At 66.8% G+C, this 26,854-nt stretch carries 27 protein-coding genes and 1 tRNA gene; 17 read left to right on the forward strand and 11 right to left on the reverse strand.

What is annotated here, in order from left to right:
• Nucleotides 1–143 precede the first annotated feature (143 nt).
• Nucleotides 144–1,382, reverse strand: coding sequence for an FAD-dependent oxidoreductase (locus tag DK26_RS26500; protein ID WP_066479302.1), 1,239 nt, complete (start codon nt 1,380–1,382; stop codon nt 144–146).
• Nucleotides 1,379–2,116 carry a glutamine amidotransferase gene (locus tag DK26_RS26505; protein WP_066479629.1) on the reverse strand — a complete coding sequence of 246 codons (738 nt, stop codon included), beginning with the start codon at nt 2,114–2,116 and terminating at the stop codon, nt 1,379–1,381. Before DK26_RS26505 ends, DK26_RS26500 begins: the two co-directional genes overlap by 4 nt.
• On the opposite strand from DK26_RS26505, the gene DK26_RS29795 reads away from it, so the two are divergent.
• The 3 genes from DK26_RS29795 to DK26_RS26520 are packed head-to-tail and all read left to right on the forward strand — an operon-like array spanning nt 2,078 to nt 7,442.
• On the forward strand, nt 2,078–3,067 hold the full coding sequence (locus DK26_RS29795; RefSeq protein ID WP_248310114.1) for a TetR/AcrR family transcriptional regulator: 990 nt from the start codon (nt 2,078–2,080) through the stop codon (nt 3,065–3,067). The two genes, DK26_RS26505 and DK26_RS29795, sit on opposite strands and share 39 nt — an antisense overlap.
• Before the next feature lie 20 nt (nt 3,068–3,087).
• Complete coding sequence (locus DK26_RS26515) at nt 3,088–4,269, forward strand: efflux RND transporter periplasmic adaptor subunit (protein ID WP_066479310.1); 1,182 nt, start codon at nt 3,088–3,090, stop codon at nt 4,267–4,269.
• 11 nt (nt 4,270–4,280) lie between these two features.
• Nucleotides 4,281–7,442, forward strand: a complete 3,162-nt coding sequence (locus DK26_RS26520; protein WP_066479312.1) for an efflux RND transporter permease subunit — start codon at nt 4,281–4,283, stop codon at nt 7,440–7,442.
• 43 nt (nt 7,443–7,485) lie between these two features.
• On the opposite strand, the gene DK26_RS26525 is transcribed toward DK26_RS26520, so the two are convergent.
• Together DK26_RS26525 and DK26_RS26530 are read right to left on the reverse strand one after the other, a co-directional pair.
• Nucleotides 7,486–8,010 carry a hypothetical protein gene (locus DK26_RS26525; protein WP_157089863.1) on the reverse strand — a complete coding sequence of 175 codons (525 nt, stop codon included), beginning with the start codon at nt 8,008–8,010 and terminating at the stop codon, nt 7,486–7,488.
• Between the two features lie 87 nt (nt 8,011–8,097).
• The gene (locus DK26_RS26530; RefSeq protein WP_157089864.1) at nt 8,098–9,003 is read right to left on the reverse strand and encodes a DMT family transporter; all 906 of its coding nucleotides are present in this window, start codon (nt 9,001–9,003) and stop codon (nt 8,098–8,100) included.
• Between the two features lie 164 nt (nt 9,004–9,167).
• Here DK26_RS26530 and DK26_RS26535 point away from each other — a divergent pair, with 164 nt between their 5' ends.
• Nucleotides 9,168–10,034: a LysR substrate-binding domain-containing protein gene (locus DK26_RS26535; RefSeq protein WP_066479320.1), complete on the forward strand. Its 867-nt coding sequence runs from the start codon at nt 9,168–9,170 to the stop codon at nt 10,032–10,034.
• A gap of 122 nt (nt 10,035–10,156) precedes the next feature.
• Here DK26_RS26535 and hppD read toward each other — a convergent pair whose 3' ends face one another.
• Complete coding sequence (hppD, locus tag DK26_RS26540) at nt 10,157–11,290, reverse strand: 4-hydroxyphenylpyruvate dioxygenase (RefSeq protein ID WP_066479322.1); 1,134 nt, start codon at nt 11,288–11,290, stop codon at nt 10,157–10,159.
• Between the two features lie 130 nt (nt 11,291–11,420).
• Between hppD and DK26_RS26545 the strand changes: the two genes are divergently transcribed.
• The 7 genes from DK26_RS26545 (at nt 11,421) to DK26_RS26575 (ending at nt 16,929) form a co-directional block, all read left to right on the forward strand.
• Nucleotides 11,421–11,891: an Lrp/AsnC family transcriptional regulator gene (locus DK26_RS26545; RefSeq protein ID WP_066479324.1), complete on the forward strand. Its 471-nt coding sequence runs from the start codon at nt 11,421–11,423 to the stop codon at nt 11,889–11,891.
• A 66-nt stretch (nt 11,892–11,957) separates the two neighbouring features.
• Nucleotides 11,958–12,539, forward strand: a complete 582-nt coding sequence (locus DK26_RS26550; RefSeq protein WP_066479327.1) for a cob(I)yrinic acid a,c-diamide adenosyltransferase — start codon at nt 11,958–11,960, stop codon at nt 12,537–12,539.
• A gap of 4 nt (nt 12,540–12,543) precedes the next feature.
• The gene (locus DK26_RS26555; protein WP_066479329.1) at nt 12,544–13,233 is read left to right on the forward strand and encodes a rhomboid family intramembrane serine protease; all 690 of its coding nucleotides are present in this window, start codon (nt 12,544–12,546) and stop codon (nt 13,231–13,233) included.
• A gap of 147 nt (nt 13,234–13,380) precedes the next feature.
• On the forward strand, nt 13,381–14,130 hold the full coding sequence (locus tag DK26_RS26560) for an electron transfer flavoprotein subunit beta/FixA family protein (RefSeq protein ID WP_066479331.1): 750 nt from the start codon (nt 13,381–13,383) through the stop codon (nt 14,128–14,130).
• Nucleotides 14,131–14,133: 3 nt separating this feature from the next.
• Nucleotides 14,134–15,081 carry an FAD-binding protein gene (locus DK26_RS26565; RefSeq protein WP_066479333.1) on the forward strand — a complete coding sequence of 316 codons (948 nt, stop codon included), beginning with the start codon at nt 14,134–14,136 and terminating at the stop codon, nt 15,079–15,081.
• Between the two features lie 183 nt (nt 15,082–15,264).
• A complete protein-coding gene (locus DK26_RS26570) occupies nt 15,265–16,146 on the forward strand; it encodes a 3-hydroxybutyryl-CoA dehydrogenase (protein WP_066479335.1) in 882 nt (293 codons plus the stop codon).
• A 225-nt stretch (nt 16,147–16,371) separates the two neighbouring features.
• On the forward strand, nt 16,372–16,929 hold the full coding sequence (locus tag DK26_RS26575; RefSeq protein ID WP_066479631.1) for an HNH endonuclease: 558 nt from the start codon (nt 16,372–16,374) through the stop codon (nt 16,927–16,929).
• Between the two features lie 111 nt (nt 16,930–17,040).
• On the opposite strand, the gene DK26_RS26580 is transcribed toward DK26_RS26575, so the two are convergent.
• A complete protein-coding gene (locus DK26_RS26580; RefSeq protein WP_066479337.1) occupies nt 17,041–17,574 on the reverse strand; it encodes a disulfide bond formation protein B in 534 nt (177 codons plus the stop codon).
• 7 nt (nt 17,575–17,581) lie between these two features.
• Nucleotides 17,582–18,247 (reverse strand): YqaA family protein, encoded by a 666-nt coding sequence (locus tag DK26_RS26585; RefSeq protein WP_066479339.1) that lies wholly within the window; start codon nt 18,245–18,247, stop codon nt 17,582–17,584.
• Nucleotides 18,248–18,425: 178 nt separating this feature from the next.
• Here DK26_RS26585 and DK26_RS26590 point away from each other — a divergent pair.
• Nucleotides 18,426–18,510: transfer RNA gene (locus DK26_RS26590), tRNA-Leu, on the forward strand.
• A gap of 530 nt (nt 18,511–19,040) precedes the next feature.
• The gene (locus DK26_RS26595) at nt 19,041–19,733 is read left to right on the forward strand and encodes a methyltransferase domain-containing protein (protein ID WP_184231729.1); all 693 of its coding nucleotides are present in this window, start codon (nt 19,041–19,043) and stop codon (nt 19,731–19,733) included.
• 91 nt (nt 19,734–19,824) lie between these two features.
• On the opposite strand, the gene DK26_RS26600 is transcribed toward DK26_RS26595, so the two are convergent.
• The 4 genes from DK26_RS26600 to DK26_RS26615 all read right to left on the reverse strand — a co-directional run bounded on the left by DK26_RS26600 (nt 19,825) and on the right by DK26_RS26615 (nt 22,451).
• Complete coding sequence (locus DK26_RS26600) at nt 19,825–20,013, reverse strand: hypothetical protein (RefSeq protein ID WP_066479345.1); 189 nt, start codon at nt 20,011–20,013, stop codon at nt 19,825–19,827.
• A gap of 114 nt (nt 20,014–20,127) precedes the next feature.
• Nucleotides 20,128–20,583 (reverse strand): RbsD/FucU domain-containing protein, encoded by a 456-nt coding sequence (locus DK26_RS26605; RefSeq protein WP_066479349.1) that lies wholly within the window; start codon nt 20,581–20,583, stop codon nt 20,128–20,130.
• 1 nt (nt 20,584) lies between these two features.
• Nucleotides 20,585–21,424, reverse strand: a complete 840-nt coding sequence (locus DK26_RS26610; protein WP_066479638.1) for an amidohydrolase family protein — start codon at nt 21,422–21,424, stop codon at nt 20,585–20,587.
• Between the two features lie 4 nt (nt 21,425–21,428).
• On the reverse strand, nt 21,429–22,451 hold the full coding sequence (locus tag DK26_RS26615; RefSeq protein WP_066479353.1) for an aldo/keto reductase: 1,023 nt from the start codon (nt 22,449–22,451) through the stop codon (nt 21,429–21,431).
• Nucleotides 22,452–22,634: 183 nt separating this feature from the next.
• On the opposite strand from DK26_RS26615, the gene DK26_RS26620 reads away from it, so the two are divergent.
• From DK26_RS26620 to DK26_RS26635, 4 genes are all read left to right on the forward strand, one after another.
• On the forward strand, nt 22,635–23,987 hold the full coding sequence (locus tag DK26_RS26620) for a sugar ABC transporter substrate-binding protein (protein ID WP_066479355.1): 1,353 nt from the start codon (nt 22,635–22,637) through the stop codon (nt 23,985–23,987).
• A 139-nt stretch (nt 23,988–24,126) separates the two neighbouring features.
• Nucleotides 24,127–25,056: a sugar ABC transporter permease gene (locus DK26_RS26625; RefSeq protein ID WP_066479357.1), complete on the forward strand. Its 930-nt coding sequence runs from the start codon at nt 24,127–24,129 to the stop codon at nt 25,054–25,056.
• Entirely contained in the window at nt 25,056–25,874 is an 819-nt protein-coding gene (locus DK26_RS26630) for a carbohydrate ABC transporter permease (RefSeq protein ID WP_066479359.1), read from the forward strand. Before DK26_RS26625 ends, DK26_RS26630 begins: the two co-directional genes overlap by 1 nt.
• 79 nt (nt 25,875–25,953) lie before the next feature.
• Nucleotides 25,954–26,850: a dihydrodipicolinate synthase family protein gene (locus DK26_RS26635; RefSeq protein ID WP_066479361.1), complete on the forward strand. Its 897-nt coding sequence runs from the start codon at nt 25,954–25,956 to the stop codon at nt 26,848–26,850.
• The last annotated feature ends 4 nt before the right edge of the window (nt 26,851–26,854 follow it).

The raw sequence follows: 26,854 nt of genomic DNA on the forward strand, positions 1-26,854 counted from the left end.
GAAAATCCGCGAGCGCGGCCGGCCTACGCGACTGGCTGCGCTTCCGGTGCTCACGGACAGAAGTCCGCTGCGCTCCGGTTCTCGCCAATCACGCCGGCCGACTCGCGCTGGCGAATTTTCGCTGAGTCCTTTTCCGTATCAGGTCAAAGATACCGCCCCGGCGCGTAGGGCCTCGGGTCGATCGGCGGCGTCTCGCCGCAGAACAGCGCGGCCAGCAATTCGCCGGTCATCGGGCCTGTCGAGAAGCCGAGATGCTGGTTGCCGAAGGCAAGCCAGAGCCCCTGATGCCGGGGCGCGGCGCCGATCATCGGCAATGAATCCGGCAGGGTCGGCCGGGCTCCGCGCCAGGTTTTGCCGAGCATGCCGCCGAGCGGGAAGGCCTCGCGTGCGCTTTGCGTGACGCTCTCGATCTGGCGGAGCTGGTCGGGCGCGTCGCGGAGGCTGAGATCGACGCCGCTGGTGACGCGGTAGCCTTCCTCCATCGGCGTCATGAAATAGGCCGCGTCGACATCGTAGACTGGGCGGCTAAGGCGGGCGCCGTCGCCCGGCGCGAAATGGCGGTGATAGCCGCGCTCGACATCGAGCTTCGGATCTAGCCCGAGCGGGCGCAGCAGGTCGGCGCTCCAGGGGCCGAGCGCGATCACGACGTCGCTGGCTTCATACAGGCGCTGCACCGTCTGGACCCGCCAGAGCGCGCCCTCCCGGCGCAGAGAGCCGACCTCCTCCTGAATCAGGGTGCCGCCGCGGGCGACGAACAGGGCGGCGTAGCCGGCGGTGACGGCGCCGGGCGAGTCGACCGAGCCATTTGCGGCAATGAAAAGCCCGGTCGGAAAGATCGGGTTCAGCGACGGCTCGAGCGCCGAGATGCCCTGCCGGTCGAGAATCTCGGATTCGACGCCGTGGGCCTTCAGCAGATCCTGCTCAGCGCGGGCCGACGCGAGGCCGGCGTCGCTGCGCCAGAGCTTGAGCGTGCCGGTCTCGCGCAGGCGATGGGTGATGCCGGCCTCTCGCATCAGGGCGCGGTGGCGCGTGACCGCCGTCGCGGTCAGCCCGTCCATCGCCGCGATCCGGGCCGCGGCCTGCGAGGCACGCCCTTCCCAGAGGAAGCGCAGCATCCAGCCGGGACTGGTGAGCGCGCGCCGCCAGTCGAGATGCAGGGCCGGGTGGCGGTTGCCGAGATAACCCGGCAGCTTGGCGTAGAGCCCGGGATTGTTCAGCGGCACCAGCGAGGAGCGGCCGATCACGCCGGCATTGCCATAGGAGGTCTCGCGGCCGGGCTCGCGCCGGTCGAGCAGGGTGACGGCGAAGCCGCGCTGTTGCAGGGCGAGCGCGCAGGAGACGCCGACAATGCCGGCGCCGAGGACGAGGATGGTGCGGCTCACGCGGTCGGGCCTGTGCTGGTTGCCGGCTGCTTCAGCCAGTGATCGAGGAAGGCGTCGAGCCAGCTGCGGACGGCCGGATCGTACTGATACCAGCCGTCGAGATGCTGCTGGCGCAGCTGCGCTCCGGGCATCAGCGTGCGCTCATGCCCGCGCACCGACCAGCGACACATCATCGCCGGCGTCACCTCCGGGTGGAACTGGATGCCATAGGCGCTCTCGCCGGCGCGGATCGCCTGCACCGGGAAGTCGCCGCCGGTGGCGAGGCATTCGGCGCCGGTCGGGCAGTTGAAGCCTTCGCGATGCCATTGATAGACGGTGTCCGGCCAGGCGAAGCCGGCGGCCTCGGCGTGGCTCCTGCCAGCTTCGGTCTGGCCGAGCCGGTAATATCCGACCTCGGCGCGGCCCTGTGGATGGGTGTAGACTGTGCCGCCGAGATGCCGGGTCAGCATCTGGGCTCCCAGGCAGATGCCGAGAAAGGGTGCCTTTTCCTTGAGGCAGACCCCGATCCAGTCGATCTCGGCCTTGACGAAATCGTCGGGGTCGTTGGCGCTCATCGGGCCGCCGAAGATCACCGCGCCGGCATGCTCCTGCATGGTCTGGGGCAGCGGGTCACCGAAGCGCGGCTTGCGAATATCGAGCGCATATCCGCGTTCCGCCAGTAGGCGGCCGACGCGACCGGCCGTCGAATGCTCCTGATGCAGCACGATCAGCACGGGTTTCCGCGGCGGAGGCAGAGGGTCGAGGCGCGTGCGAAGCCGGCGCCGGTATGGAAAACGGAAGGACTGGTCGTTCATCGCGGCGGTCGGTTGCGCCCCCGGAACATCTGGCGTGCCTGCTCGCACCGGAGAATGCGGGCAGGGGCTGCGCTCGGCAAGCGGATTATCGGGCCCGTGGCGTATGGCAGCGCACCGCATTGCGCATACTTCATGCAATCTGGTGAACCCATTTACCAGGAATGCAACCAGTGGCCGTATTCCGCGTTGACAGCAGAGCCGGCTTCAGGCAATGAGAATGAACATTCATTCTCATTGTTTGGCCGAGCCTTGTCGCACGCAGCAGACCAGCATCAGGCCGAACGCGGCCTTTCGGATCGCCATATCCGCATCCTCGATGCGGCGGAGCAGGTCTTCGCGCGCTCCGGGTTCCATGCCGCGACAATGAACGATGTCGCTGTTGAGGCCGGGATGAGTCCCGGCAATCTCTATCGCTATTTTCCGTCGAAGAACGCGATCGTAGAAGGCATTGCCGAGCGCGACCGCAGCGAGATCGCTGCCGATTTCGCCGGTCTCGATCCGGCGAAGGGCGGCCTGCTCGACCAACTCGAAGAGCTCGGCCGGTTCCATCTCGTCGGCAAGCCGCGCGAGAAGGCGATCATCGCCCTGCAGATCTGGGCGGAGGCGGCCCGCAATCCCGAGATGGCTCAGATGTGCGCCGGCATCGACGGCACGGTCGAGCAGGGGTTGACTGCCGCGGTCGCGATCGCCCGCGAGAATGGCGAGCTACCTGTCAATCTCGATCAAGCGCGCTTCCTGCAGGCGATCTTCATGATGGCCGACGGCTTCTTCTGCCGTCGTGCCGTCGATCCCGATTTCGACGCCGTGGCCGGCGCCGAGACCCTTTTCGCCGCGATGCGCGGGCTGGCAGCGGTGATGCTGCTGCCGCCGGCCGCGGACGAGCAACCATGAACGCGCAAAGAGCCTCACCCATGTCTACCTCCCACAAGACCCTCGTCGCCCTGTCGCTCCTCGCTCTCGCCGGCTTGCCCGCGGCCGGTCTGGCGCAGGGGACGGCCGCCGCTGCCGTTCAGCAGCCGAGCGCCGGCCCGGCGATCACCGTGACCTCGGCCAAGCGTGGCGAGATCGTCCAGAGCGTCGTCGTCTCCGGCTCGATGATCGCGCGCGACGAGATCATGGTGGCGCCCGAGATCGACGGCTTCGTGATCACCGAGCTGCTGGCGGAGGAGGGCGAGCGCGTCGTCGCCGGCCAGGTGCTGGCGCGGCTTTCGCGCACTACGCTCGAGGTGCAGCGCAGCCAGAACGATGCCCAGATCCAGCGTGCCGAGGCCGGCGTCGACCAGGCCAAGGCGCAGATCGTCGAGGCGGAAGCCAATCTGGTGCAGGCCAACAACGCCTTCGACCGGACGAAATCGCTGCGCGACACCGGCAATGCCAGCGTCGAGACCTATGATCTGCGGGCCACGGCCGCCCGGGCGGCACAGGCGCGGCTGAACTCGGCCAAGCAGAACCTTGCGATCATGACCGCCGACCTCGCTTTGGCGAAAGCCCAGGGAAAGGACATCGACGTCAAGCTGGCGCGCACCGAGATCAAGACGCCGAAGGCCGGCATCGTCAGCCGGCGCAATGCCCGTCTCGGGGCGATGGCGACGATGGCCGCGGCTGAGCCGCTCTTCAAGGTCATCGCGGACGGTGCCGTCGAACTCGAGGCGGAAGTCGCCGAAGTCGAGCTTCCCAGCCTGAAGCTCGGGCAAAAGGTGGCAGTGACGCCGGCCGGCGCAACGCAGGCGCTGGAAGGCGAGATCCGCCTAATCGCGCCGGAGGTCGACAAGGCGTCGCGGCTCGGGCGGGTGCGCATTGCGCTCAAGGGCAATCCGCCGGTGGCGATCGGCTCCTTCGCCCGCGGGGTGATCGAGACCGGGCGCAAGAACAATGTGATCCTACCGCTTTCGGCGATCACCTATACGCGCGCCGGCGCGACCGTGCAGGCGGTCAAGGACGGCAAGGTCGCCACCAAAAAGGTTGAGCTCGGCCTGATTGGCGATGGGCGCGCCGAGATCGTCTCCGGCCTCGCCGAGGGCGAGAGCGTGGTTGCCCGTGCCGGCACCTTCGTGCGCGATGGTGACGTCATCACCCCAGTCACGACGAACTGACGGGGCCGGCGATGAACTTCAACTTCTCAGCCTGGTCGATCCGCAAGCCGGTTCCGTCGATCCTGCTTTTCGTCGTTCTCTGCGTGCTCGGCCTGCTCTCGTTCTCGAAGCTGCCGGTGACGCGCTTCCCGAACATCGACGTGCCGCTGGTCTCTGTGACGGTGACGCAGTCCGGCGCAGCGCCGGCCGAGCTCGAAAGCCAGGTCAGCAAGCGCGTCGAGGACGCGGTCGCCAACATCACCGGCGTCAAGCATGTGATGTCGACGCTGACAGACGGCGCCTCGACCACGCTCATCGAGTTCCGGCTGGAGACCAATACCGACCGGGCCGTCAACGACGTCAAGGATGCGATCGCCAAGGTCAGGGCCGATCTGCCGCGGCAGATCGACGAGCCGGTGATCCAGCGCATCGACGTCGAGGGCCAGTCGATCCTGACCTATGGCGCGGCCTCCGCCGGCATGACGCTGGAGCAGCTTTCCTGGCATGTCGACGACGTCGTTGCGCGCGAATTGCAGGGGCTGAAGGGCGTTGGCCGGGTCGAGCGCTATGGCGGCGTCGATCGCGAGATCAGGATCTCGCTCGATCCCGACAGGCTGCTGGCGCTCGGCACCACGGCGGGCGAGGTCAACCGCCAGATCCGCGCGACCAATGTCGACCTCGCTGGCGGGCGCGGCGAGGTCGGCGGCCAGGAGCAGGCGATCCGCACGCTCGCCAGCGCCAAGACCGTCGCCGAGCTCGCCGAGAGCAAGATCCAGCTCACGGGTGGGCGCGAGGTCCGCCTGAAGGAGCTCGGGCGCGTCGAGGATTCGAACTCGGAGCCGCGTGCCTTCGGGCGGCTCGACAAGCAGCCGGTGGTCTCCTTCGCGGTTTTCCGCTCGAAGGGCTCAAGCGAGCTCTCGGTCAAGGACGTCGTCGTCGCCAAGATCGACGAGCTCAACAAGCGCTATCCCGATATCGCGCTGAAGCCGATCGACGATGCGGTCGCCTACACCCATGGCAACTATAAGGCGGCGATGGAGACGCTGCTGGAGGGCGCGGCGCTGGCCGTACTCGTCGTCTTCCTGTTCCTGCGCAACTGGCGTGCGACGCTGATCACCGCAGTGGCGCTGCCGCTTTCGGCGATACCGACCTTCTGGGCGATGGAGATGATGGGCTTCTCGCTCAATCTCGTCAGCCTGCTCGGTATCACGCTGGTGACCGGCATCCTGGTCGACGACGCCATCGTCGAGATCGAGAACATCGTCCGCCACATGAAGATGGGCAAATCGCCCTATCGCGCCGCGATGGAGGCGGCCGACGAGATCGGTCTCGCGGTCATCGCGATCACCTTGACCATCGTCGCGATCTTCGCGCCGGTCTCGTTCATGGGCGGCGTTGCCGGGCAGTACTTCAGGCAGTTCGGGCTCACGGTCGCGGTCGCGGTACTGTTCTCGCTGCTGGTGGCGCGACTGATCACGCCGATGATGGCGGCCTATCTTATGCGTCCGGTGGACCATCAGGAGCCCAAGGACGGGTTCGTGATGCGCGGCTATGTCGGGCTGCTCAAGGCGACGCTGAAGATCCGCTACCTGACGCTGGTGATCGGCTTCATCTTCCTCTGGGGCTCGATCCAGGCGACCGCGCTGCTGCCAACCGGCTTCATCCCGGAGGAGGATACCGCGCGCGTCGTTGCATCAGTCGAGCTGCCGCCTGGCTCGACGCTGGAGGACACCCGCATCACCAGCGACAAGATCGTCGACAAGCTGCGCGAGATCCCCGAGGTGACCCGCGTATTCGTGCTCGGCGGAGCGTCGCCGACCGGCCAGCGCGAAGTCCGCCGTGCCGCGGTCTTCATCATGCTGCAGCCGAAGGCCGAGCGCTCGATCCCGCAGAAGGAGCTGAAGGTCACGATCGCCGAGAAGCTCGCCTCGGTGCCCGATGTCCGCGCCTGGTATGTCAACGAGCGCGGCGAACGCGAAATGGCCTTCTCGATCCTCTCAAAGGACGGAGATGCGCTCGATGAGGCGGTGGCGCGGATCGAGGCGCGCATGCGCAAGGTCGACGGCTATCTCAACGTCGCCACCGCCGGCTCGCTGAGCCGGCCGGAGATGCGGGTCACGCCGAAGCTCGAACAGGCCGCCAATCTCGGCGTCACGCCGGAGGCGATCTCGGAGGCGATCCGGGTCGCGACCATCGGCGACATCGGCGCCAATCTCGCCAAGTTCAACGCCGGCGACCGGCTGGTGCCGATCCGCGTCCAGCTCGACGAGCAGGCGCGCACCGACATCCGCAACATCGCGGCGCTGCGCGTCACCAATGTCAACGGCGTCTCGGTGCCGCTCACGGCGGTCGCCGAGATCGGCTTCGGCGAGGGTCCGTCCTCGATCGACCGCTATGACCGCGTCCGCCGGGCCGCGATCGGCGCCGATCTGAAGCGCGGCCTCGAGCTCGGCACGGCGCAGGAGACCTTCAACAAGATCGTCGCGGAGGTCGGCCTGCCCGAGGGCGTGCGGATCGCCGCGACCGGCGATGCCGAGATCCAGGGCGAGGTCGTGCAGGGCTTCATCACCGCGATGACCACCGGCCTGATGCTGGTGCTCGCGGTGCTGATCCTGCTGTTCGGCTCGGTCTTCCAGCCGATCACCATCCTGCTCTCGCTGCCGCTTTCCTTCGGCGGCGTGGTGATCGCACTGCTCGCGACCAACAATCCGGTCTCGATGCCGGTCTATATCGGCCTGCTGATGCTGATGGGCATCGTCACCAAGAACGCGATCATGCTGGTCGATTTCGCGGTCGAGGAAGTCGGGCGCGGCAAGGACCGGATGACGGCGCTGATCGAGGCCGGCCGCAAGCGGGCGCGGCCGATCGTGATGACGACGATCGCCATGGCGGCCGGCATGCTGCCCTCCGCCTATGGCGTCGGCGATGGCGGCGAGTTCCGCTCGCCCATGGCGATCGCGGTGATCGGCGGCCTGATTGTCTCGACCGTGCTCAGCCTCGTCTTCGTGCCGTCCTTCTACACGGTGATGGACGATCTCGGGCGCCTTCTGGCCTGGGCTTTCGGCCGCTTCTTCAGCAAGGCCGAGGATGAATCGACCTGGGAGCCGATCCATGATCCCGAGCAGACGCCGGGCGAAGCCAGCGCCAAGGCGATGACCGGAAAGCTCACCCCGCCGCGACTGGCGGCGGAGTGAGAGAAAACCAAGGGCCTGCCTTCGGGCGGGCCCTTTTTGCGCGTCAGTCCTCGCGCAAGGCCAGGTCGAGATTCTGGCCCTGCCCCGGCTTGCTGCCCCGCAGCGTCAGGCCGATGCCATCCTGCCGGCGGGTGATCGTCAGGGTCGCCGGCGGGTTCGGCCGCACGCTCTCGGCAGTCTCGTTGAAGGCGGGTGTCAGCCGCTCGCCCTGCCGCCTGCCGCCGAGATCGGCGACGGTTCCGGTGCTCTCCCGGAAAGTGCCGGCATAGCGCCCGGTCTTGGGATCGTGCCGCAGCTCGATCCTGATCGTCGCGCTGAAGATGGCGGCGGTGCGGCAACTGCCGTCGAGGCTGAGCCGCAAACCCTGCTGGTCGCCCTTGAACTCGCAGCTCAGCGAACGGCTGCTGCCGCCGGCGCTCTGCAGCGTGCCGTCGCCGCTGAAGCGGCCTTCGAGCGCATTGAGGAAGTCCGCTTCGCCATTGCCGGCCTCGGTCTGGGCTGCGCCCGGGCTGGCCAGAAGCAGCAGGGCGGCTGCGACGCAGGCTTTCGCCATCGGATGTCGTTCCATGACAGCTCCTCCTGCCGGCTAAACGCCGGAGGAGCCGTTTGGATCGCTCGTGGATGAAATCGTGAAGCGAGCCGGGCGAAGCCGGCCTCAGCCCTTCCGGACCATCAGCACGGCAGCCAGGATCGCGACGCCGCCGAAGGCCTGGGCCGGCGACGGCTGCTCGGCGAAGATCGCCCAGGCCGCGAGCACCGAGACCAGCGAGGGCCAGACCATCACGAGTGAGGTCGCATTGGCCCCGTAATGGCCGAGCGCCAGCGTGATCAGGCCCTGGCCCAGGGCATGCGAGACCAAGCCGAGTGCGGCGACGGCGAGCCAGCCGGTCAGCGTCTGCGGCAGGATGGTCTCGCCGAGGCCGAGCGCGGCGGCGAAGCAGAAGACGGCGCAGATCGCGGTCGAGATCAGGCCGATGCGGCCGGCATCGGCGCGGTTGCGGGCGCGACGGACGGCGAGGATATAGGCGGCATAGGAGAAGGCGGCGCCGATGGCGAGCGTGTCGCCGAGCAGGGAGCCGGCAGCGGGCGCGCCGCTGAATTTGGGCAGCACCAGCATGCCGGCGCCACCGAGCGCCAGGAGCAGGGCGCCGAGGATGCGCCGCGTCGGACGCTCGCCGAAGATCAGCCAGCCGCCGAGGATCACGCCGACCGGCGAGAGATTGCCGAGCAGCGAGGCGTTGGCGATGGTCGTGTGCAGCAGCGAGCCGTTATAGAGGATGACGTCGACGCCGAAGGCGATGCCGGCGAGCGTGATCGGGAGGAGTGCGCCTGACCTGACACCCGCGGTTCCGGCGCGGCGGCCCTCCAGCGCCATCCAGGCACCGAGCACCGGCAGGGCGAAGAGCATGCGCCAGAAGCCCGCGGCCGCGGGGCCGACATCGGCGAAGCGCACGAAGATGCCGGAGAAGCCGATGCAGGTCGCGCCCAGCATCAGGACGAGGAACATGCCGAACGCCGGCGAGGCCGGGCGGTCGGAAAGGCTGAGGCCGGGGGCGGACATCGGGCGGCTTTCGGTCGCTGCATGCAAGCCCTTCTCGTGAGCAGCGGCGCCGCGGCTGCTCACGAGAAGGGCTGTGTTGATGCCTGCCGCTATAGGCCGCTTCCGACAATCGGAAAAACGGATTATTCTGATTTATCTATTGGCGTTTCCGATGGAGCGCGGACATGTCCACCCATCTCGATCTCGATGCGCTCGCCATGCTGGTCGCCGTCGCCGAAACCGGCGGCTTCACCGCGGCCGGGCAAAGGCTCGGGCGCACGCAATCAGCAATCTCCGGGCGCATCCAGGACCTCGAGGCGACGCTCGGCCGGCAGCTGCTGGAGCGGTCGCGCCGCGGCGTCGCGCCGACCGAGGCGGGCGAGCGGCTGCTCGCCCATGCGCGCCGCCTGCTCGCGGTCGAATGCGAGGCGCGGGCCGAGCTTGCCGGCGACAAGGCTTCGGGACGCCTGCGCATCGGCGTGCCCGACGATTATGTCGATGCCTATCTGCGCCCGCTGATCATGCGCTTCTCGGCCGAGCATCCGCGTGTCGAGCTCGAGGTGCATTGCGAGCTTTCGAAGCGGATCGAGCCGGCGGTCGCGGCCGGTGAGCTCGACCTTGCAGTGATCACGCAGGATCCGGGTCGGCCCAAGGGCGAGCGCCTCAGGCGCGAGCCGCTGGTCTGGGTCGCGGCGCGCGGCCATCGGCCGGAGCTCGAGGAGACCTTGCCGCTCGGCCTGTTCAACGAGGGCTGCCGGGCGCGCCCGCGCATCCTGGCGGCGCTCGAGGCGGCCGAGCGGCCGCACCGGCTGGTGTTCTCCTCCTCGCATATGGCCGGCCTGCTCTCGGCGGTGGAGGCGGGCCTTTGCGTCACTGCCATCACCGAAAGCGCCATACCGGCCGGGCTGCGGCGGCTGGCGCCGGCCGACGGGCTGCCGGCGCTGTTCGAGCTTTCGGTCGGGCTGGTGATCGCGCCGGGAGCCGGCCTCGCCGCACGACATTTCGCGCAGGCCCTGCGCGAGGCGATGACGGCGCCGAAGCTCGCAGCCTGACTGATGACCTCCGCCGTCATGCCCGCGCTTGCGGCGAGCATCCATGTCCTGAACGTCGCATCGGGTCGGCGACGCGAAGACGTGGATGGTCGGGACAAGCCCGACCATGATGGGAACGCGGTCTATTCCGCCGCCTGCGGCTTCAGCACGCCGCGGCGGATCTGATCCTCCTCGATCGACTCGAACAGGGCACGGAAATTGCCTTCGCCGAAGCCGTCATCGCCCTTGCGCTGGATGAACTCGAAGAAGATCGGCCCGACCACGGTGGCCGAGAAGATCTGCAGCAGCACCTTGCTCATCCGGCCGGCCTTCTCGCCGAGTGCGACCGCGCCCTCGCCGTCGATCAGGATGCCGTTGGCCTTCAGCCGCTCGACCGGCTCGCCATGGTTTGGCACGCGGCCATCGACCTTCTCGTAATAGGTCGCGGGCGGGGAGGGCATGAAGGGCAGGCCGTTGGCGCGCAATTGCTCGACGCTGGCATAGATGTCGCGGGCGCCGAGCGCGACATGCTGGATGCCCTCGCCCTTGTACTGGCGCAGGTACTCCTCGATCTGGCTCTTGTCGTCGAGGGATTCGTTGATCGGGATGCGGATCTTGCCGCAGGGCGAGGTCAGGGCGCGCGAGATCAGCCCGGTCAGCTTGCCCTCGATGTTGAAGAAGCGGATTTCGCGGAAATTGAAGAGTTTTCCGTACCAGTCGGCCCAATGGTCCATGCGGCCGCGCATGACGTTGTGGGTGAGATGGTCGAGATAATACATGCCGGCCTGCTCGGGGTGCGGGTCGCGCTCGCCGAGCCATTCGAAGTCGACATCCCAGATCGAGCCCTTCTCGCGATAGCGCTCGACGAAATAGAGCAGCGAGCCGCCGATGCCCTTGACCGCCGGAATCTGCAGTTCGCCGGGGCCGACCCTGGTTTCATAGGGCTCGGCGCCGAGCGCGACGGCGCGCTCGAAGGCGTGCCTGGCGTCGACGACCCGGAAGGCCATGGCGCAGGCGCAGGGGCCGTGCGCGGCGGCAAAGCCCTGGGCGAAAGAATCAGGCTCGGCATTGACGACGAAATTGACGTCGCCCTGGCGGTAGAGCGTCACCTTCTTGGAGCGGTGCTTCGCGACCTTGGTGAAGCCCATCGTCTCGAACAGCGCCCCGAGCTTCTCCGGCTCCGGGTGGGCGTATTCGACGAACTCGAAGCCGTCCGTGCCCATCGGATTGGCGTCGGAAATCGCGGGTGGGGCGGTGTCGTGCGGAAACGGGCCCATGGCATCCTCCTCCTGGGTCGATCTGGATGGTGCATGGTCGCGCATCGCAGTAGCGATGATCTTGCAAAATCGACCGACCGAGCGCTTCATTTGCATGGAACGTGCATCAAACAATGGAATCGCTCACAGAATGACCGCCCTGGATGCTTTCGACTGGCGCCTGCTCGAAGCGCTGCAGCAGGACGCCTCGCTGACCAATGGCGCGCTGGCCGAGAGGATCGGCCTGTCGGCGAGCCAGGTCTCGCGTCGGCGCCAGCGGCTGGAGCAGGATGGGGTAGTGCGCGGCTATCGCGCCCTGATCGACCCGGAGGCGATCGGGCTGTCCGTCACCGTCTTCATCCATGTCGCGCTGAACACCCATTCGCGCGACAATGCCCGGCGCTTCCGCGATCTGGTGAAGCTCACCCCGGCCGTGCTCGAGGCCCATGCCCTGACCGGCGAGGCCGACTACATGCTGAAAGTCGCGGTCGGCGATCTCAAGGAGCTGTCTCGACTGGTGAATGAGGTCCTGCTGCCGCATGAGAGCGTCGCCCGGGTGCGCTCCGAGATCGCGCTGGAGACGCTGAAGGAGCCGGGGCTGCTGCCGCTGCGGCTCGGCTGAGCCGGTTCGTCATGACCGAGCGAAACCTCCCCTTCCGCCGGCGCGGCGGCGCGCTATAAAGCTGCCATGGTCATTCTCAACCGCATCTACACGCGCACGGGCGACGACGGCACCACGGCGCTCGCCACCGGGGCTCGCCGGCCGAAATTCGACCTGCGCATCGCCGCCTATGGCACCACCGACGAGACAAATGCCTGCATCGGCATGGCGCGGCTGCACTGCGCCTCCGAGGATGCGACGGTCGATGCGATGCTGGGCCGCATCCAGAACGATCTGTTCGACCTCGGTGCCGAACTCGCCTCGCCCGATACCGGCGAGAAGCTGGAATGGGAACCGCTGCGCATCGTGCAGGCGCAGGTCGACCGGCTCGAGGCCGAGATCGACACGCTGAACAAGGGACTCGGCACGCTGCGCTCCTTCGTGCTGCCTGGCGGCACACCGGCCGCCGCCCATCTGCATCTCGCGCGCACCGTCAGCCGGCGGGCGGAGCGGCTGATGGTCGAGCTCGCCGGTATCGAGGGCGAGAGCGTGGCGAAGCCGGCGCTGAAGTTCATCAACCGGCTCTCCGACTTCCTCTTCGTCGCCTCCCGCTATCTCAACGCCAGGGCCGGGGGCGACGTGCTCTGGACGCCCGGGCAGAACCGCTGAACCGATGTTCGTGCCGCTGCATGATGGCGTGCCGATGCGTTTCATCCGCGTCGCCTATGTCACCTATGCGCTGATCGCGATCTGCGTCCTGCTGCGGGTCGTGCTGATGCACTGGACCAGCGAGGCGAGCGAGATCGCGGTCCTCGCCGGTTTCGGCACGATCCCCGCCGTTCTGTTCGGCGAGGCGCAACTGCCGCCGGAACTGCTCAAGGCACCGCCCTGGCTGACGCTGATCACCGGCATCCTGCTGCATGCCAGCTTCGCTCATCTCGTCGGCAACATGCTGTTCCTCTGGGTCTTCGGCGACAATGTCGAGGACGCGATGGGCCATCTGCGCTTCCTCGTTTTCTTCATGCTTTGCGGCACGGCCGGGGCGCTGCTGCATGCGTTGATGAATCCGGAATCGGAGCAGCCGCTGGTCGGCGCTTCCGGCGCGATCTCGGGCGTGATCGCCTCCTATCTGATGCTCTACCCGCGCGTGCGCGTCTGGGGGCTCGCCTTCAAATGGATTCCGATCCACATTCCGGCGATGTACGCGCTCGGCGCCTGGATCCTGTTCCAGCTAGTTTCGGCGCTGTTCGACCAGCAGGGGGCGGTCGGCTGGTGGGCGCATCTCGGCGGGCTCGGCGCCGGCGCGGCGCTGACGCCGCTCATGATCCGGCGCGGTCAGCCGCTGTTCGGGCGTCCGGCATGAGCCTGGCGCGACCTTCACGCCGTTGACAACGGCAAATGCCCGTCGCTACGGTCCCCGCGCATTCCAGTCGCGGGCCGCGATGCCGAACTGCCGCGATTTCGTTCGGCACCGGTTCACGGTCCTTCTTTCCCGAACGGTGAAGCGCCCATGAAGATCCTCGTCCCCGTCAAGCGGGTTGTCGACTACAACGTGAAGATCCGCGTGAAGGCGGACGGCTCGGGCGTCGAGCTGGCCAATGTGAAGATGTCGATGAACCCCTTCGACGAGATCGCGGTCGAAGAGGCGCTGCGGCTGAAGGAAGCCGGCAAGGCGACCGAGGTGGTCGTTGTCTCGATCGGCCCGGCGCAGGCGGCGGAGACGATCCGCACCGGCCTCGCCATGGGCGCCGACCGCGGCATCCTGGTCAAGGTCGATGGCACGGTCGAACCGCTCGCCGTCGCCAAGATCCTGAAGAAGGTCGTCGAGCAGGAGACGCCCGAGCTCGTCATCCTCGGCAAGCAGGCGATCGACGACGACGCCAACCAGACCGGCCAGATGCTGGCGGCGCTGCTCGGCTGGCCGCAGGGCACCTTCGCCTCGAAGGTCGTGGTCGGCGATGGCTCGATCGACGTCACCCGCGAGGTCGATGGCGGCCTGCAGACCGTCGGGTTGAAGCTGCCGGCGATCGTGACCACCGATCTGCGCCTGAACGAGCCGCGCTACGCTTCGCTGCCGAACATCATGAAGGCGAAGAAGAAGCCGCTCGACGAGACCACGGCGGAAGCGCTCGGCATCGATGTCGCGCCGCGCCTGACCGTGCTGAAGACCGCCGAGCCGCCGAGCCGCTCGGCCGGCGTCAAGGTCTCCTCGGCCGCCGAACTTGTCTCCAAGCTGAAGAACGAAGCGGGAGTGCTCTGAACCATGACGACGCTGCTGCTCGCCAAGCACGACAACAAGACCCTCAACGAAGCGACCTGCAAGGCCCTGACCGCCGCCAAGGCGCTCGGCGCCCCCGTGCATGTCCTGGTCGCCGGCCACAACGCCAAGGCCGTCGCCGAGGCCGCGGCCAAGCTCGACGGTGTCGAGAAGGTGCTGCACGCCGAGGACGCATCCTACGAGCACCGCCTTGCGGAGCCGCTGGCGGCGCTGATCGTCTCGCTCGCCGGCGCCTATGACGCGCTGGTCGCGCCGGGCACCACGACCGGCAAGAACGTGATGCCGCGCGTCGCCGCCCTGCTCGACGTGATGCAGATCTCGGAGGTGACCAAGGTCGTATCTGCCGATACCTTCGAGCGGCCGATCTATGCCGGAAACGCCATCCAGACCGTACAGTCGGGCGATGCCAAGAAGGTCATCACCGTGCGCGGCGCCTCCTTCCAGGCGGCCGGCGACGGTTCGGCGACCGCGCCGATCGAGAGCGTCGCGGCGGTGGCCGACACCGGCATTTCGAGCTTCAAGGGCGAGGAGGTCGCCAAGTCCGACCGTCCGGAACTCGCCTCGGCCAAGATCATCGTCTCCGGCGGGCGCGCGCTCGCCTCGGCGGAGAATTTCGGCAAGGTGATCGAGCCGGTCGCCGACAAGCTCGGCGCCGCCATGGGCGCCTCGCGCGCTGCGGTCGATGCCGGCTACGCCCCGAACGACTGGCAGGTCGGCCAGACCGGCAAGGTGGTGGCGCCCGATCTCTATGTCGCTGTCGGCATTTCCGGCGCGATCCAGCATCTCGCCGGCATGAAGGACTCCAAGGTGATCGTCGCGATCAACAAGGACGAGGAGGCGCCGATCTTCCAGGTCGCCGATTACGGCCTGGTCGGCGATCTCTTCACGATCATGCCGGAGCTCGAGGCCGAGCTCGCCAAGATCGGCAAGTAAGCTGAACCACCACGGGCCGCAGTGCTGCGGCCCGTGCCAGAGCGGAATGCGAAAAAGTCGGGGGCCGGTTTTTCGCATTCCGCTCTAACGTCACGTTGGGAGATGGATGCAGCCTTGAGGGGCAAACGCGGTGCGTTCCCTTGAAGGTATCCGGCTCCAGCCACCGGGAAACAGAAGCGTCAAATGGACCAAGAGATCAGGACGATCGGCATCATCGGTGCCGGGCAGATGGGCAACGGCATCGCCCATGTGGCGTCGGTCGCCGGGTTCGAGGTCAAGCTGCACGACATCGCCGAGGACCGCATCAAGGCGGCGCTGGCGACGATCGACGGCAACATGGCCCGGCAGGTCTCGAAGGGCGCCATCGCCGATGAGATCCGCCGCGACGCCATGTCGCGGATTGCGGCGGCGCCGTCTCTCGAAGGCCTGGGTGCCTGCGATCTGGTGATCGAGGCGGCGACCGAGAGCGAGGAGATCAAGCGCAAGATCTTCACCTCGGTCTGCCCCTATCTGCGGCCGGACGCGCTGCTCGCCTCCAATACCTCTTCGATCTCGATTACCCGTCTCGCGGCGGCGACGGATCGTCCGGAGCGCTTCATCGGCATCCATTTCATGAATCCCGTGCCGCTGATGCAGCTCGTCGAGCTGATCCGCGGCATCGCGACCGACGACCATACTTTCGAGCTCGCCAAGGACTTCGTCGCCCGGCTGCACAAGACCGCTTCGGTTTCCGAGGATTTTCCGGCCTTCATCGTCAACCGCATCCTGCTGCCGATGATCAACGAGGCCGTCTATACGCTCTATGAGGGCGTCGGCTCGGTCGAGGCGATCGACACCGCGATGCGGCTCGGCGCCAACCATCCGATGGGCCCGCTCCAGCTCGCCGATTTCATCGGCCTCGACACCTGCCTATCCGTGATGCAGGTGCTCCATGACGGGTTGGCGGATTCGAAGTACAGGCCCTGCCCGCTGCTGGTGAAGTATGTCGAGGCCGGTTGGCTCGGTCGCAAGACCAAGCGCGGCTTCTACGATTATCGCGGCGAGAAGCCGGTCCCGACCCGCTGATTCGCGCGACCTGCCCGGGCACTCCCGGGCGGCGCTTCCCGACATCACCTATTTGACGCCGTCATTTCCGCCAGCGCGCCAAGTTGGCCGCGGGAATGACGGCGCTTGCGCACCTGCTTCTTAACGGACGCTTCACAATCCTGTCGTCTCGCGCTTACATTGTCGGGCTACGGGATTCGTCCGGCTCGATTAAGCGGAGGCGCGATACGGGTGACGGCGCATGTGATGCATCCGATGGCTTCGCCGGACGGCTGTCCGGCTTTGGTGCTCAACGCGGATTTCAGGCCGCTGAGCTACTACCCCCTGTCGTTGTGGAGCTGGCAGGACGCGATCAAGGCGGTCTTCATGGACCGGGTCAACATCGTCTCCGAATACGATACCGTGGTGCGCAGTCCGAGCTTCAACATGAAGCTGCCCTCGGTGGTCTCGCTCAAGACCTACATCAAGCCCTCCCGTACCCCCGCCTTCACCCGCTTCAACGTTTTCCTGCGCGACCGTTTCGCCTGCCAGTACTGCCTCGGGCGCGATGAGCTGACCTTCGACCATGTGATTCCGCGCTCAAAGGGCGGCATGACGACCTGGGAAAACGTTGTCGCGGCCTGCTCGCCCTGCAATCTGCGCAAGGGCGACAAGATGCCGACAGCCGTCGGGATGATTCCGATGCAGAAGCCGTTCGCGCCGTCGATCAACGACCTGCACCGCAACGGCAAGCTCTTCCCGCCGAACTATCTGCACGATAGCTGGCTCGACTATCTCTACTGGGATTCCGAACTCGAGCCCTGAGCCAGCCCGCAAATTCTACTGGCGCGGCCGTCTAGCGCGACTTGCTGCGCTTCCGGCGCTCACGGACATAGGTCCGCTGCGCGCCGGTTCTCGGCGGTCACGCCAATCGGCTCACGCTGGCGAACCGCCAGCCACTCTCATGGCACTCTTCAATCCGAGCAGCGCTGCGATCAGCAGCCCTGCCGATGCCAGTGCGTTCCAGCCGGCGAGCGAGAGACCGAGGAAGCGCCAGGCGGCCTCGGTGCAGGAGATGACGCGGGTCGTCTGCAGCTGTTTCATGAAGTCCTGCATGCCGGCGGCCAGCGGGGCGGGGGCGCCGCCGCAATCGTTCGGGCCGGCGAACCAGCCCCATTCGACGCCGGAATGGTAGATGCCGAGCCCTGTGCTCCAGGCCATCAGCAAAGCGAGGGCGGCAAGGGCGACGAGCTGGGCGCGGCGCGAGCGGGCGAGAAGCAGCGCGACGGCGGCAAGCCCGATCGCGGCGTAATGCGGGACGCGCTGTTCGAGGCAGAGCTTGCAGGGCCGCAACAGCACGACGAGCTCGAAGAACCAGGCGCCGGCGATCAGTGCGAGGCTGGCAAGCCCGATCAGGGCGATGACGCGGCGTGGATTTGCGAAGGCTTGGGCGAGAGGCGCAGTGGTCATGGGTCGCTCAGCAGGAAAGGAGTTGGCCAGAGCCTGTCAGCAGCTTGAGGCCGAAATAGAGCAGGATCGCCAGGGAGGCGCCGCCGAAGGCGATGAGCTTGAGGCGCCGCTCGATGAAATGGCGGATCGCCGGGCCATGGCGGCGCAGCAGGAAGGCGAGGGCGAAGAAGCGGGCGCCGCGCGCCAGCACGCATGAGATCACGAAGAAGCCGAGCCCGACCTGCACGGCGCCGGCGAGGATCGTCACCACCTTGATCGGCGGCAGATGGGCGAGGCCGGAGGTGGTCAGCAGTAGCAGCGTGGTGTCGGGGCCGGCGCAGGCACGCAGAGCCTCGAAGGCGGCGAGTTTGCCGTAAAAAGCGAGGACCGGCCGGGCGAGTGCATCGAAGGCGAAGTAGCCGAGCGCGTAGCCGGCGATGCCGCCAAGTGTCGAGAACGCGGTTGCGATCACGGCGTAGCGATAGGCCTTTCGCGGGTTGGCCAGCGCCATTGGCACGAACAGGACATCGGCTGGGATCAGGAAGAAGGAACTCTCGACGAAGGCGACGAGGGCAAGCCAAAACTGGGCGGCCGGTCGTGCGGCTAGCGACAGGGTCCAGAGATAGAGGCGCTTGAAGGCTCCCGGTCTGTCCAGAGCGCTGGCGGGAGCGGGAGGCGTATTCGCTGTAGCCATGCTCCAGCCTTTTCGTCGATGCCGGTGTTCTCAGCGGCGGGAAGCCCGCCGGAATGGATGCGCTTCTAGCTATCCGCCTCCGCCCGTCGCGTCCATCGCGGAGCACCGTGCGAAAAAGCCGCTCACGCGAGATTGACCGGACGGGATCGACAGCTATAGTCCGCGCCGCCCGCAAGGGGCCCCTGTGGCGGAATTGGTAGACGCGCTCGACTCAAAATCGAGTTCCGCAAGGAGTGCTGGTTCGATCCCGGCCAGGGGCACCATTATCCATATCTCACGCGAATTCGCTTCGCTCACCGCTCCGATAGGGCGGCCTGACCGGCCCGCGGCTGTCGCCCTTCCGAGCCTTTCGGGTTCGATCTCGCTGCGGACAAGCGCACCATGTCCTTTCCTGCATTTCGGCGCTTTCGTCCGTCTGGACGGCGCGGAGACCTGGGCGGTCCGGTGGGCCGTCGTGCGCCGATGGGACGTTCCTGTGCTGCAGTCCTCAGGAGAGAGCTTCGGCGCCGGTACGGAGACGATCTTCGGCGCGATTGACAGGCCGGCTACAGGACGAATATTGCTGCCAGCAGCTCGAATGAGTGTCCGCAGCTCTTCTGCGTAAAGAGCAATCCGGGGCTTGAATTGACGTGCATGATTACTTTTTGCCTGTCGATCGTATCTAACAGCTAGATCCATGCATCCCACAGTCGAGCGGATTCTGCGGCGTCGCAATATTTTGGCAGCCGATTTCAATGCAGCGGTTACTGAAGCCCTCCGTCTGCTCGGCGACCAGAAGGCAATCAGCGCGCGCATGCAGATCGCGGCCGCTCTGGCTTCCCATCCCGGTGGGCGGCTGTGCGATATCGGCGGCAGCACCTCGGCCTATCTCGTCGTCGCGCATGTGCTCGGCACTGCCGTGACCATCGTCGATACCCTGCCCTATATCGACGGCGACATGCAGGGCTTCCCGGAGGAGGTCAGACGCCGGCTGAAGCTGTTCGACAAGCTCGGCATCGAAATTCAGCGTTCGGATGTCTTCCAGACGCCGCTGCCCGCCGCGACCTTCGACGTCGCCGTCGCCTTCGAAACGATCGAGCATTTCGACCATTCGCCGAAGCCGGTGCTGACCGCGATGGCCGAGGCGCTGGTTCCGGGTGGCCGCCTCTGCCTGTCGACGCCGAATGTCGCCCGCATCGACATGCGGATGCGGCTGCTGCGCGGAAAGACCGTGCACGAATCCTTCTCAGCCTTCTTCCATGACGGCAATCCGTTCATCGGCCACCATCGCGAATACACGCTGTCGGAGTTCCAGGCGCTGCCGGCCATGCTCGGGCTGGACCCGGTCGAGGTGTTCGCAGTGAACGCCGCCTATGAGAGCCGCAGACCCAAGAACACCGCGCAGCGGTTCCTGATCGGGCTGGAAGAGCGGCACGGTCTCGGCGACCGGCTGCTGCCGCCGACCTGGCGCAAGCATGTCTGGCTCGACGCGCGCAAGCGGGGATAACGGCCGGGACGGCGGCTCTGGCCTGCTGCCATAGCCCGCATGATCGGCGCTTTCGGGCCGGGGATATGAGGTTGGCGGGGACGCTCCTCCGTCAGGCGAACATCATCACGCCGACCATGGCGATGACGACCAGCACGAGGCCGCTGACCAGCATCGGTACCAAAGTGCTGTCACCTTCGGCAGGCAGATGATTGGTCGGTCGAACCGCTCTTGCGGCGGCGGGTGTCGTGCCAGCGGAGCCCGGCGCGGCGAGGGCGTCCTGTCGTGCTCGGTCGATCATCGTTCCGACTGCCCTTAACTGACATTCCGACTGCAAGTGCTTCTAGGCGATGAAAGATGTATTGTAAATATGTCTTTTAGTGCGCGAGAGAGAACGGGGTAGTCGGAGCAAAGTCTAGCCCGGTTCGCCGGCGATCACGCCCTTGCGGAAGAGGAAGCAGCCATAGGGCCGGGGATCGCCGACCTGGACCACGGCGAAGCTCGCCTTGGCCGCTTCGTAGAAGGCGAAGCGTTCGATCCCGGCGAGCGGCTCAGGGCGGCCGAGGGCCTTGGCGAGCTCGTGCGCGACCTGGCGCTGGACCTCCGGGATCGCGTCGGCATCGCCGACGACCAGCATGCGGCGGGCCGGCTCCGGCTCGAAATCGTCGATTGGCAGCACCGAGAGGATCGCCCTGGCCGCCCGTGCCATGGTGAGGCCGGGCAGACGGATCAAGCGTCCGCTCGTGGTGGCGCGTGCGATCTTTTCGGCGGGATGGTTGGCATCGACCAGAGCGAGGTCGTCGCCATGGCCCATGGCAGCGAGAACCCAGAGCAGATCGGCGGAGAGGACGGGGTCTAAGTTCCTGAGCATCTCAGTTGCGTCCACGCTGCGAGAGATAGAGCCGGCGGGCATTGCCACCGAGGATGGCTTCGCGCTGTGCGTCCGGCAGGGCGGCCAGCAAGGCATCCGCGGCGCCGAACCACTGTGCATAGCTTGCCCGCAGCGTCACCACCGGCCAGTCGCTGCCCCAGATCAGGCGCGCCGGCCCGAATGCATCGAGCAGATGCTCGACGACAGGCCGTAGCGTCGCGAGGGTCCAGTCGGTGCGGGCCTCGGTGACGAGCCCCGAGAGCTTGCAGAAGACCTGGGGGTGAGCGGCAAGCGCGGTCATGCCGGTGCGCCAGGCGGTGATCTCACCGCGCGCGAGATCGGGCTTGGCGCCATGGTCGATGACGACGGAAAGCTCGGGATGGCGCTCGAGCACGGCAAGCATCGGCGCGATGTGGCGGGGCTTCAGCAGGGCGTCGAAGATGAGGCCGTGCTCAGCCATGGCCCGGAAGGCCGGTCCGAGGCTCGCGCGCGCCAGCCAGCCCTCATCGGCGATGTCGTGGACCATGGGGCGCAGGCCGAGCAGCAGGCTGTTTCCGGCGAGGGAGGCGATGCGCTCCGCGGCATTGCCGGCGTCGAAATCGGTCCAGCCGACCACGCCGGCGACGAAGGGGGTGCTCGCCGCGAGATCGAGCAGATAGGCCGTCTCTGCCTCGGTCGGCGCGGCCTGGACCAGGATGGTGCGGCAGATGCCGTGGCGGGCCAGCAGCGGCTCGAGATCGTCGGGGCCGAAATCGCGATGGATTGCGCCGAGCGCTGGGGTCAGCCAGCCATAATCGCCGCGGGCGAGGCTCCAGAAATGCTGATGAGCGTCGATCCGCATGGCCTCACCCCGGAACCGGAACATCGGCGCCGAGCAGCCCTCTTGCCTTCAGCTCGGCCCAGAGGGCGGCGGGAATGGGAGCGGAAAGCTCGGTGAGCTGGTCAGCGACCTCAGCGGGTTTGACGGCGCCCATCACCAGGCTCGAAACTGCGGGGTGGCCGAGCGGGAACTGCAGGGCGGCGCGGCGCAAGGGCACGCCATGGCGGGCGCAGACGGCCTCGATTTCGGCGACGCGGGCGAGAATTTCCGGCGGGGCCGGCCGGTAATTATAACGTGCGGCCAGCACCGGGCCGGTCGCCAGGATGCCGGAGTTGAAGACGCCGCCCAGCATCAGGCCGATGCCCTTCTCCAAGGCGAGCGGCATGAAGGAGGCGAGCGCCGGCTGTTCCAGGAGGGAATAGCGCCCGGCGAGCAGCATGGCGTCGAAATCGCCGGCGCGGGCGAAGCGCTCGCACATCTCGGCCTCGTTGACGCCGACGCCGATCGCCTTCACCGCCCCGGCCGAGCGCAGCCCGTCGAGGGCGCGGTAGGCACCGTCCATGGCTTCGGCGAAGCGCGTTTCGATCTGCGCGGCACCATGGGTCCAAATATCGACGTCGTGGATCAGGACGATGTCGAGATGGTCGACACCGAGGCGCAGCGCAGACTGCTCGAGCGAGCGCATCGCGCCATCATAGGAGTAGTCGAAGCGCAGCCCGTGCGGCAGGCCGCCGAGATAGCCCGAGCCGTCACCGCGCCCGGCGAAGGGCTCCGCGACGCGGCCGACCTTGGTCGAGATCAGGACGTCCTTCCTGCCGGAGCGCCTGAGCGCAGCGCCGATGCGGTGCTCCGACAGGCCGTGCCCATAGAGCGGCGAGGTATCCATCAGGCTGACGCCGGCGGCGAGCGCCGCCTCGACGGTCGCGATGGCGGTTGCCTCGTCGAGATGGGCATAGAGATCGCCGAGCGGAGCACCGCCGAAACCGAGCGCGCTCGGCATCAGGCCGGAGCGGCCGAGCGGTCTTGAGGGGAGCGTCGAAACCGTCATGGGCGTGAGGCTTGCCTGCTGGAGGTTCAACACTATGTGCACGCCAACATGTCAGCTTGCAACCGGCTTTGAACCGGACTAGCGTCGCTGCCTCGGCACGGGCCGGCCCTTCGCGGGCGCGGCCTGCCGGCATTGGATCAAAGGGCCCGGAGCGGCCTTCTCAAGTCCACAGGGAGGACGACCATGACCGACAGCATTCTGAAGCCGACCCGGCGCGCCCTGCTGCGCGGCGCCGCTGCGCTCGGCGCCACCGGGGCGGTCGCCTCGCCGCTGGTGCTGCGCGAGGCGCATGCCCAGGCCGCCTTCAACTGGAAGCGCTTCTCCGGCCAGTCGATCGACGTGCTGCTGGTCAAGAACCCGCGCTCCGACCTGTTCCAGGCCGCCGAGAAGGAGTTCACCGAGCTCACCGGCATCAAGGTCTCCTCCGAGCAGGTGCCGGAGCAGCAGCAGCGCCAGAAGGCCGTGATCGAATTCGCCTCGGGCAAGCCGAGCTTCGACGTCAGCGCGATCTCGCTGCATGTGCAGAAGCGCATGGCGGCCAAGGGCAAGTGGTTCGCCGATCTCTCGCCCTTCATCAAGGACGCCTCGCTGACCTCGCCCGACTTCAATTTCGAGGATTTCGGCGCTGGCGCGGTCGCCTATGCTCGTCAGGCCGACGGGGCGCTCGATACGCTGCCCTATTTCGTCGACTACTGGATGGTCTACTACAACAAGGAGCTCTTCGACGCGAAGGGCGTCGCCTACCCCAAGACCATGGACGAGATGGCGGTCGCCGCGGCCAAGCTACATGACCCGGCCAAGGGCGTCGCCGGCTTCGTCTCGCGCGGGCTGAAGAACGCCAACGTCCCGGTCTGGGCCTGCCTGCTGCTCGGCCAGGGCGTCGAGACCACCTCGTCCGACGGCAAGCTCCTGACCGACACGCCGGAGGCGATCTGGGCGGGCGAGCTCTACAAGAAGCTGAACAAGGACACCGGCCCGGTCGGCTCGGTCGGCTTCAACTGGAACGAATGCCAGACCACCTTCATGCAGGGCCGCGCCGCGATGTGGCTCGACGGCATCGGCTTCGCGACCCCGCTCGAGGATCCCTCGAAGTCGCGCATCGTCGGCAAGGTCGGCTATGGCGTCACTCCGCCGGGGCCGAAGGCGCACCATGCCGGCATGTTCGGCGACGGCATTGGCATCTCGCGCGGCTCCTCCAAGAAGGAAGCAGCCTGGCTCTACATCCAGTTCATCACCAACAAGGCCCAGCAGCTCGCCATGCTGAAGGCCGGCGCCGGCGCCCCGGCCCGTTCCTCGGCCTATCTCGACAAGGCGACGATCGAGTCTTCGAAGTTCGGCAAGCAGTATTTCGACTGCCTGCTGAACTCGGCGAAGATCGCCCGCGCCGCGCTGCCGCAGATCGTCCCGGTCACCGAGTTCCGCGACGTCTTCGGCGTCGGCCTGACCAACATGATCGGCGGGGCCGATGTTGCGGCCGAGCTGAAGAAGGCGACCGAGGCCTTCGCGCCGGTGCTGGCGAAGAGCGAGCAGGGCTGAGGGCCAACAGCCTGCCGCGGGACGCGTCATGGTCGGGCTTGTCCCGACCATCCACGCCTCCCCTTAGGCAGGGCGATGTTCAAGACGCGGATGCTCGCCACAAGGGCGAGCATGACGGCGCGAGTTTCCAGAGCAGCAGATGACCAGCACCACCTTGCCAGCTTCCGGCCTCGCGAACCCGGCGCAGCCACCTGCGGCGGATTCGAAGGATTTCACGCCGCGCTACTGGCTGTTCTCTTTGCCGGCGGTGCTGATCGTCGCCAGCGTGATCGTCTTCCCCTGGCTGTTCACGCTCTACATGTCGAGCCAGGACTGGAAGATCGGCGGCGGGCCGGAATTCGTCGGCCTGCAGAACTATGCCGAGCTGCTGCGCGATCCGCGCTTCATCGAGTCGATGGGGCACACCTTCTATTTCACGGTGCTCGCCGTGGTGCTGCCGATCGTCTTCGGGACCGCCGCGGCCCTGGTCTTCCATCGCGAATTCCCGTTCCGCGGACTGCTGCGCACCATCTTCGTGATGCCGATGATGGCGACGCCGGTCGCGGTGGCGCTGGTCTGGACGATGATGTTCCATCCGCAGCTCGGCGTGCTGAACTATCTGCTCTCGCTTATCGGCATCGGCCCGCAGCCCTGGGTCTATTCGCCCAGCACCGTGATCCCGACGCTGGTCCTGGTCGAGGTCTGGCACTGGACGCCTTTGGTCATGCTGATCGTGCTCGGCGGCCTCGCCGGGCTGCCGCGGGAGCCTTACGAATCCGCGCTGATCGACGGCGCCAATGACTGGCACATGTTCCGCCACATCACGCTGCCGCTGGTCTGGCCCTTCATCATGGTGGCGATCGTGATCCGCACCATCGATGCGCTGAAGGCGTTCGACACGATCTTCGTGATCACCCAGGGCGGCCCGGGCACGGCCTCCGAGACGTTGAACATCTTCCTCTATCTGCAGGCCTTCCAGTTCTACAAGATCGGCTACGCCTCGGCAGTCGTGGTGATCTTCTTCGTGATCATCATCATGCTCTCGCTGCTGCTGCTCTATGCGCGCCAGAAGTCGAAGTGGAACGCGTGATGAAGCGGCTCGCCAAGAAGCTCGGCTTCTACGCCTCGGTCTTCGTGCTGGTCTCGCCGGCGGTGCTGGTCTTCCTCTGGATGATCTCGCTCTCGCTGAAGAACGAGCTCGACAACACCGCCTTCCCGCCGGTCTTCATCCCGAACCCGCCGACGCTGGCGAACTATCTCGACGTGTTCGAGAAGAACAATTTCGCGCTCTACCTCTGGAACTCGATCCTGGTCACAGGCGGAGCCGTGCTGGTCGGCCTCCTCGTCGGCGTGCCGGCCGGCTACGGCATCGCGCGCGGCAAGGCGACCAAGTTTGCGATCCTGATCCTGATCGCAAGGATGACGCCGGCGCTGTCCTATCTGATCCCGCTCTTCCTGCTGTTCCAGATCACCGGCCTCGTCGGCACGATCACCGCGCTGGTCATCACCCATCTCGTGATCACCATTCCGATCATCGTCTGGATCATGATCGGGTACTTCGAGAACGTTCCGATGGAGCTCGAGGACGCCGCACGCATCGACGGCGCCACGACCTGGCAGGCCTTCCGCCATGTGGCCCTGCCACTGGCCCGGCCCGGCATCGTCGTCGGTGGTATCCTCGCCTTCATCTTCTCCTGGAACAATTTCATCTTCTCGGTGGTGCTGGGCGGCAAGGCGAGCCGGACGCTGCCCTCGGCCGTCTACAACTCGCTGACCTTCGAGCAGATCTCCTGGGGACCTCTCGCGGCCGCCGCGCTCTTGGTGACGCTGCCGGTGCTGCTGCTGACCGTGCTCGCCCAGCGCGAGATCGTCGCCGGCCTCTCCGCCGGAGGACTCAAGGATGGCTGAGCCGCTTGCCGCTAGACTGTCTGCGCGCTAACCTCTATCTAACATGTCAGTTTAACACGCTTTGGGAAAGACGATCTCCATGGCTCTCGACACCAATCGCTTCGGCCTCTCCTGCGCCATCACCACGCCGATGCGGGAGGGCGGCGCCGTCGACCTGCCGCGGCTCGTCCATCACGCCCGCTACGTCTTGGCCAATGGCTGCGACAGCGTTACTCTGTTCGGCACCACCGGCGAGGGCGCTGCGCTCGGCGCCCCGGCCCGTACCGCGATGCTGGGCGCGCTGGTCGGTGCGGGCATCGACCCGGCCACGCAGATTTATGCCGGCATCGCCGCCTCCTCGCTGCACGAGGCGGTCGAGCAGGCACAGACGGCGCTGAACATCGGGGCGAAGGGGCTGCTGGTCGCGCCGCCCTTCTACTTCAAGGGCGTCAGCGACGAGGGGCTCTATGCCTGGTTCTCACAGTTCTTCGAGAAGCTCGGCCCGTCGGCGCGCAACACGATCCTCTACCACATCCCCTCGGTGACGGCGGTCAACATCTCGGTTGGTCTGGTCGAGCGGCTGAAGAAGGCGTTTCCGGGCGTCGTCACCGGCGTCAAGGATTCCTCCTGCGACTACCCGACGACAGAAGCCTTCCTGAAGGCGCATGGCGAACTCGCCATCCTGGTCGGCGATGAGCGCCTCCTGGCGCGGGCGGTCAGGGCCGGGGCGCAGGGCTCGATCTGCGGCGTCGCCAATCTGGTGCCGCAGCTCTTGCGGCCGCTGGTCTATGAGGGCATCGAGAACCCGGTCGTCAATGCGCTGGTCGACGAGATCTGCTCCTATCCGGTGTTGCCGGCGGTGAAGGCGCTGGTCGGCCATCTGCATGGCGATGCCGGCTATGGCGCGATGCGGGCGCCGCTGACGGCGCTCGACGAGGGCCAGCGCAAGCGGCTCTTCGCGGCCTTCGACCAGATCACACGCGCCAAGGCGGCGTGAAAGG

It is taken from the genome of Allobosea sp. WAO, from assembly GCF_001509835.1.
In the GTDB taxonomy this organism is placed as follows: domain Bacteria; phylum Pseudomonadota; class Alphaproteobacteria; order Rhizobiales; family Beijerinckiaceae; genus Allobosea.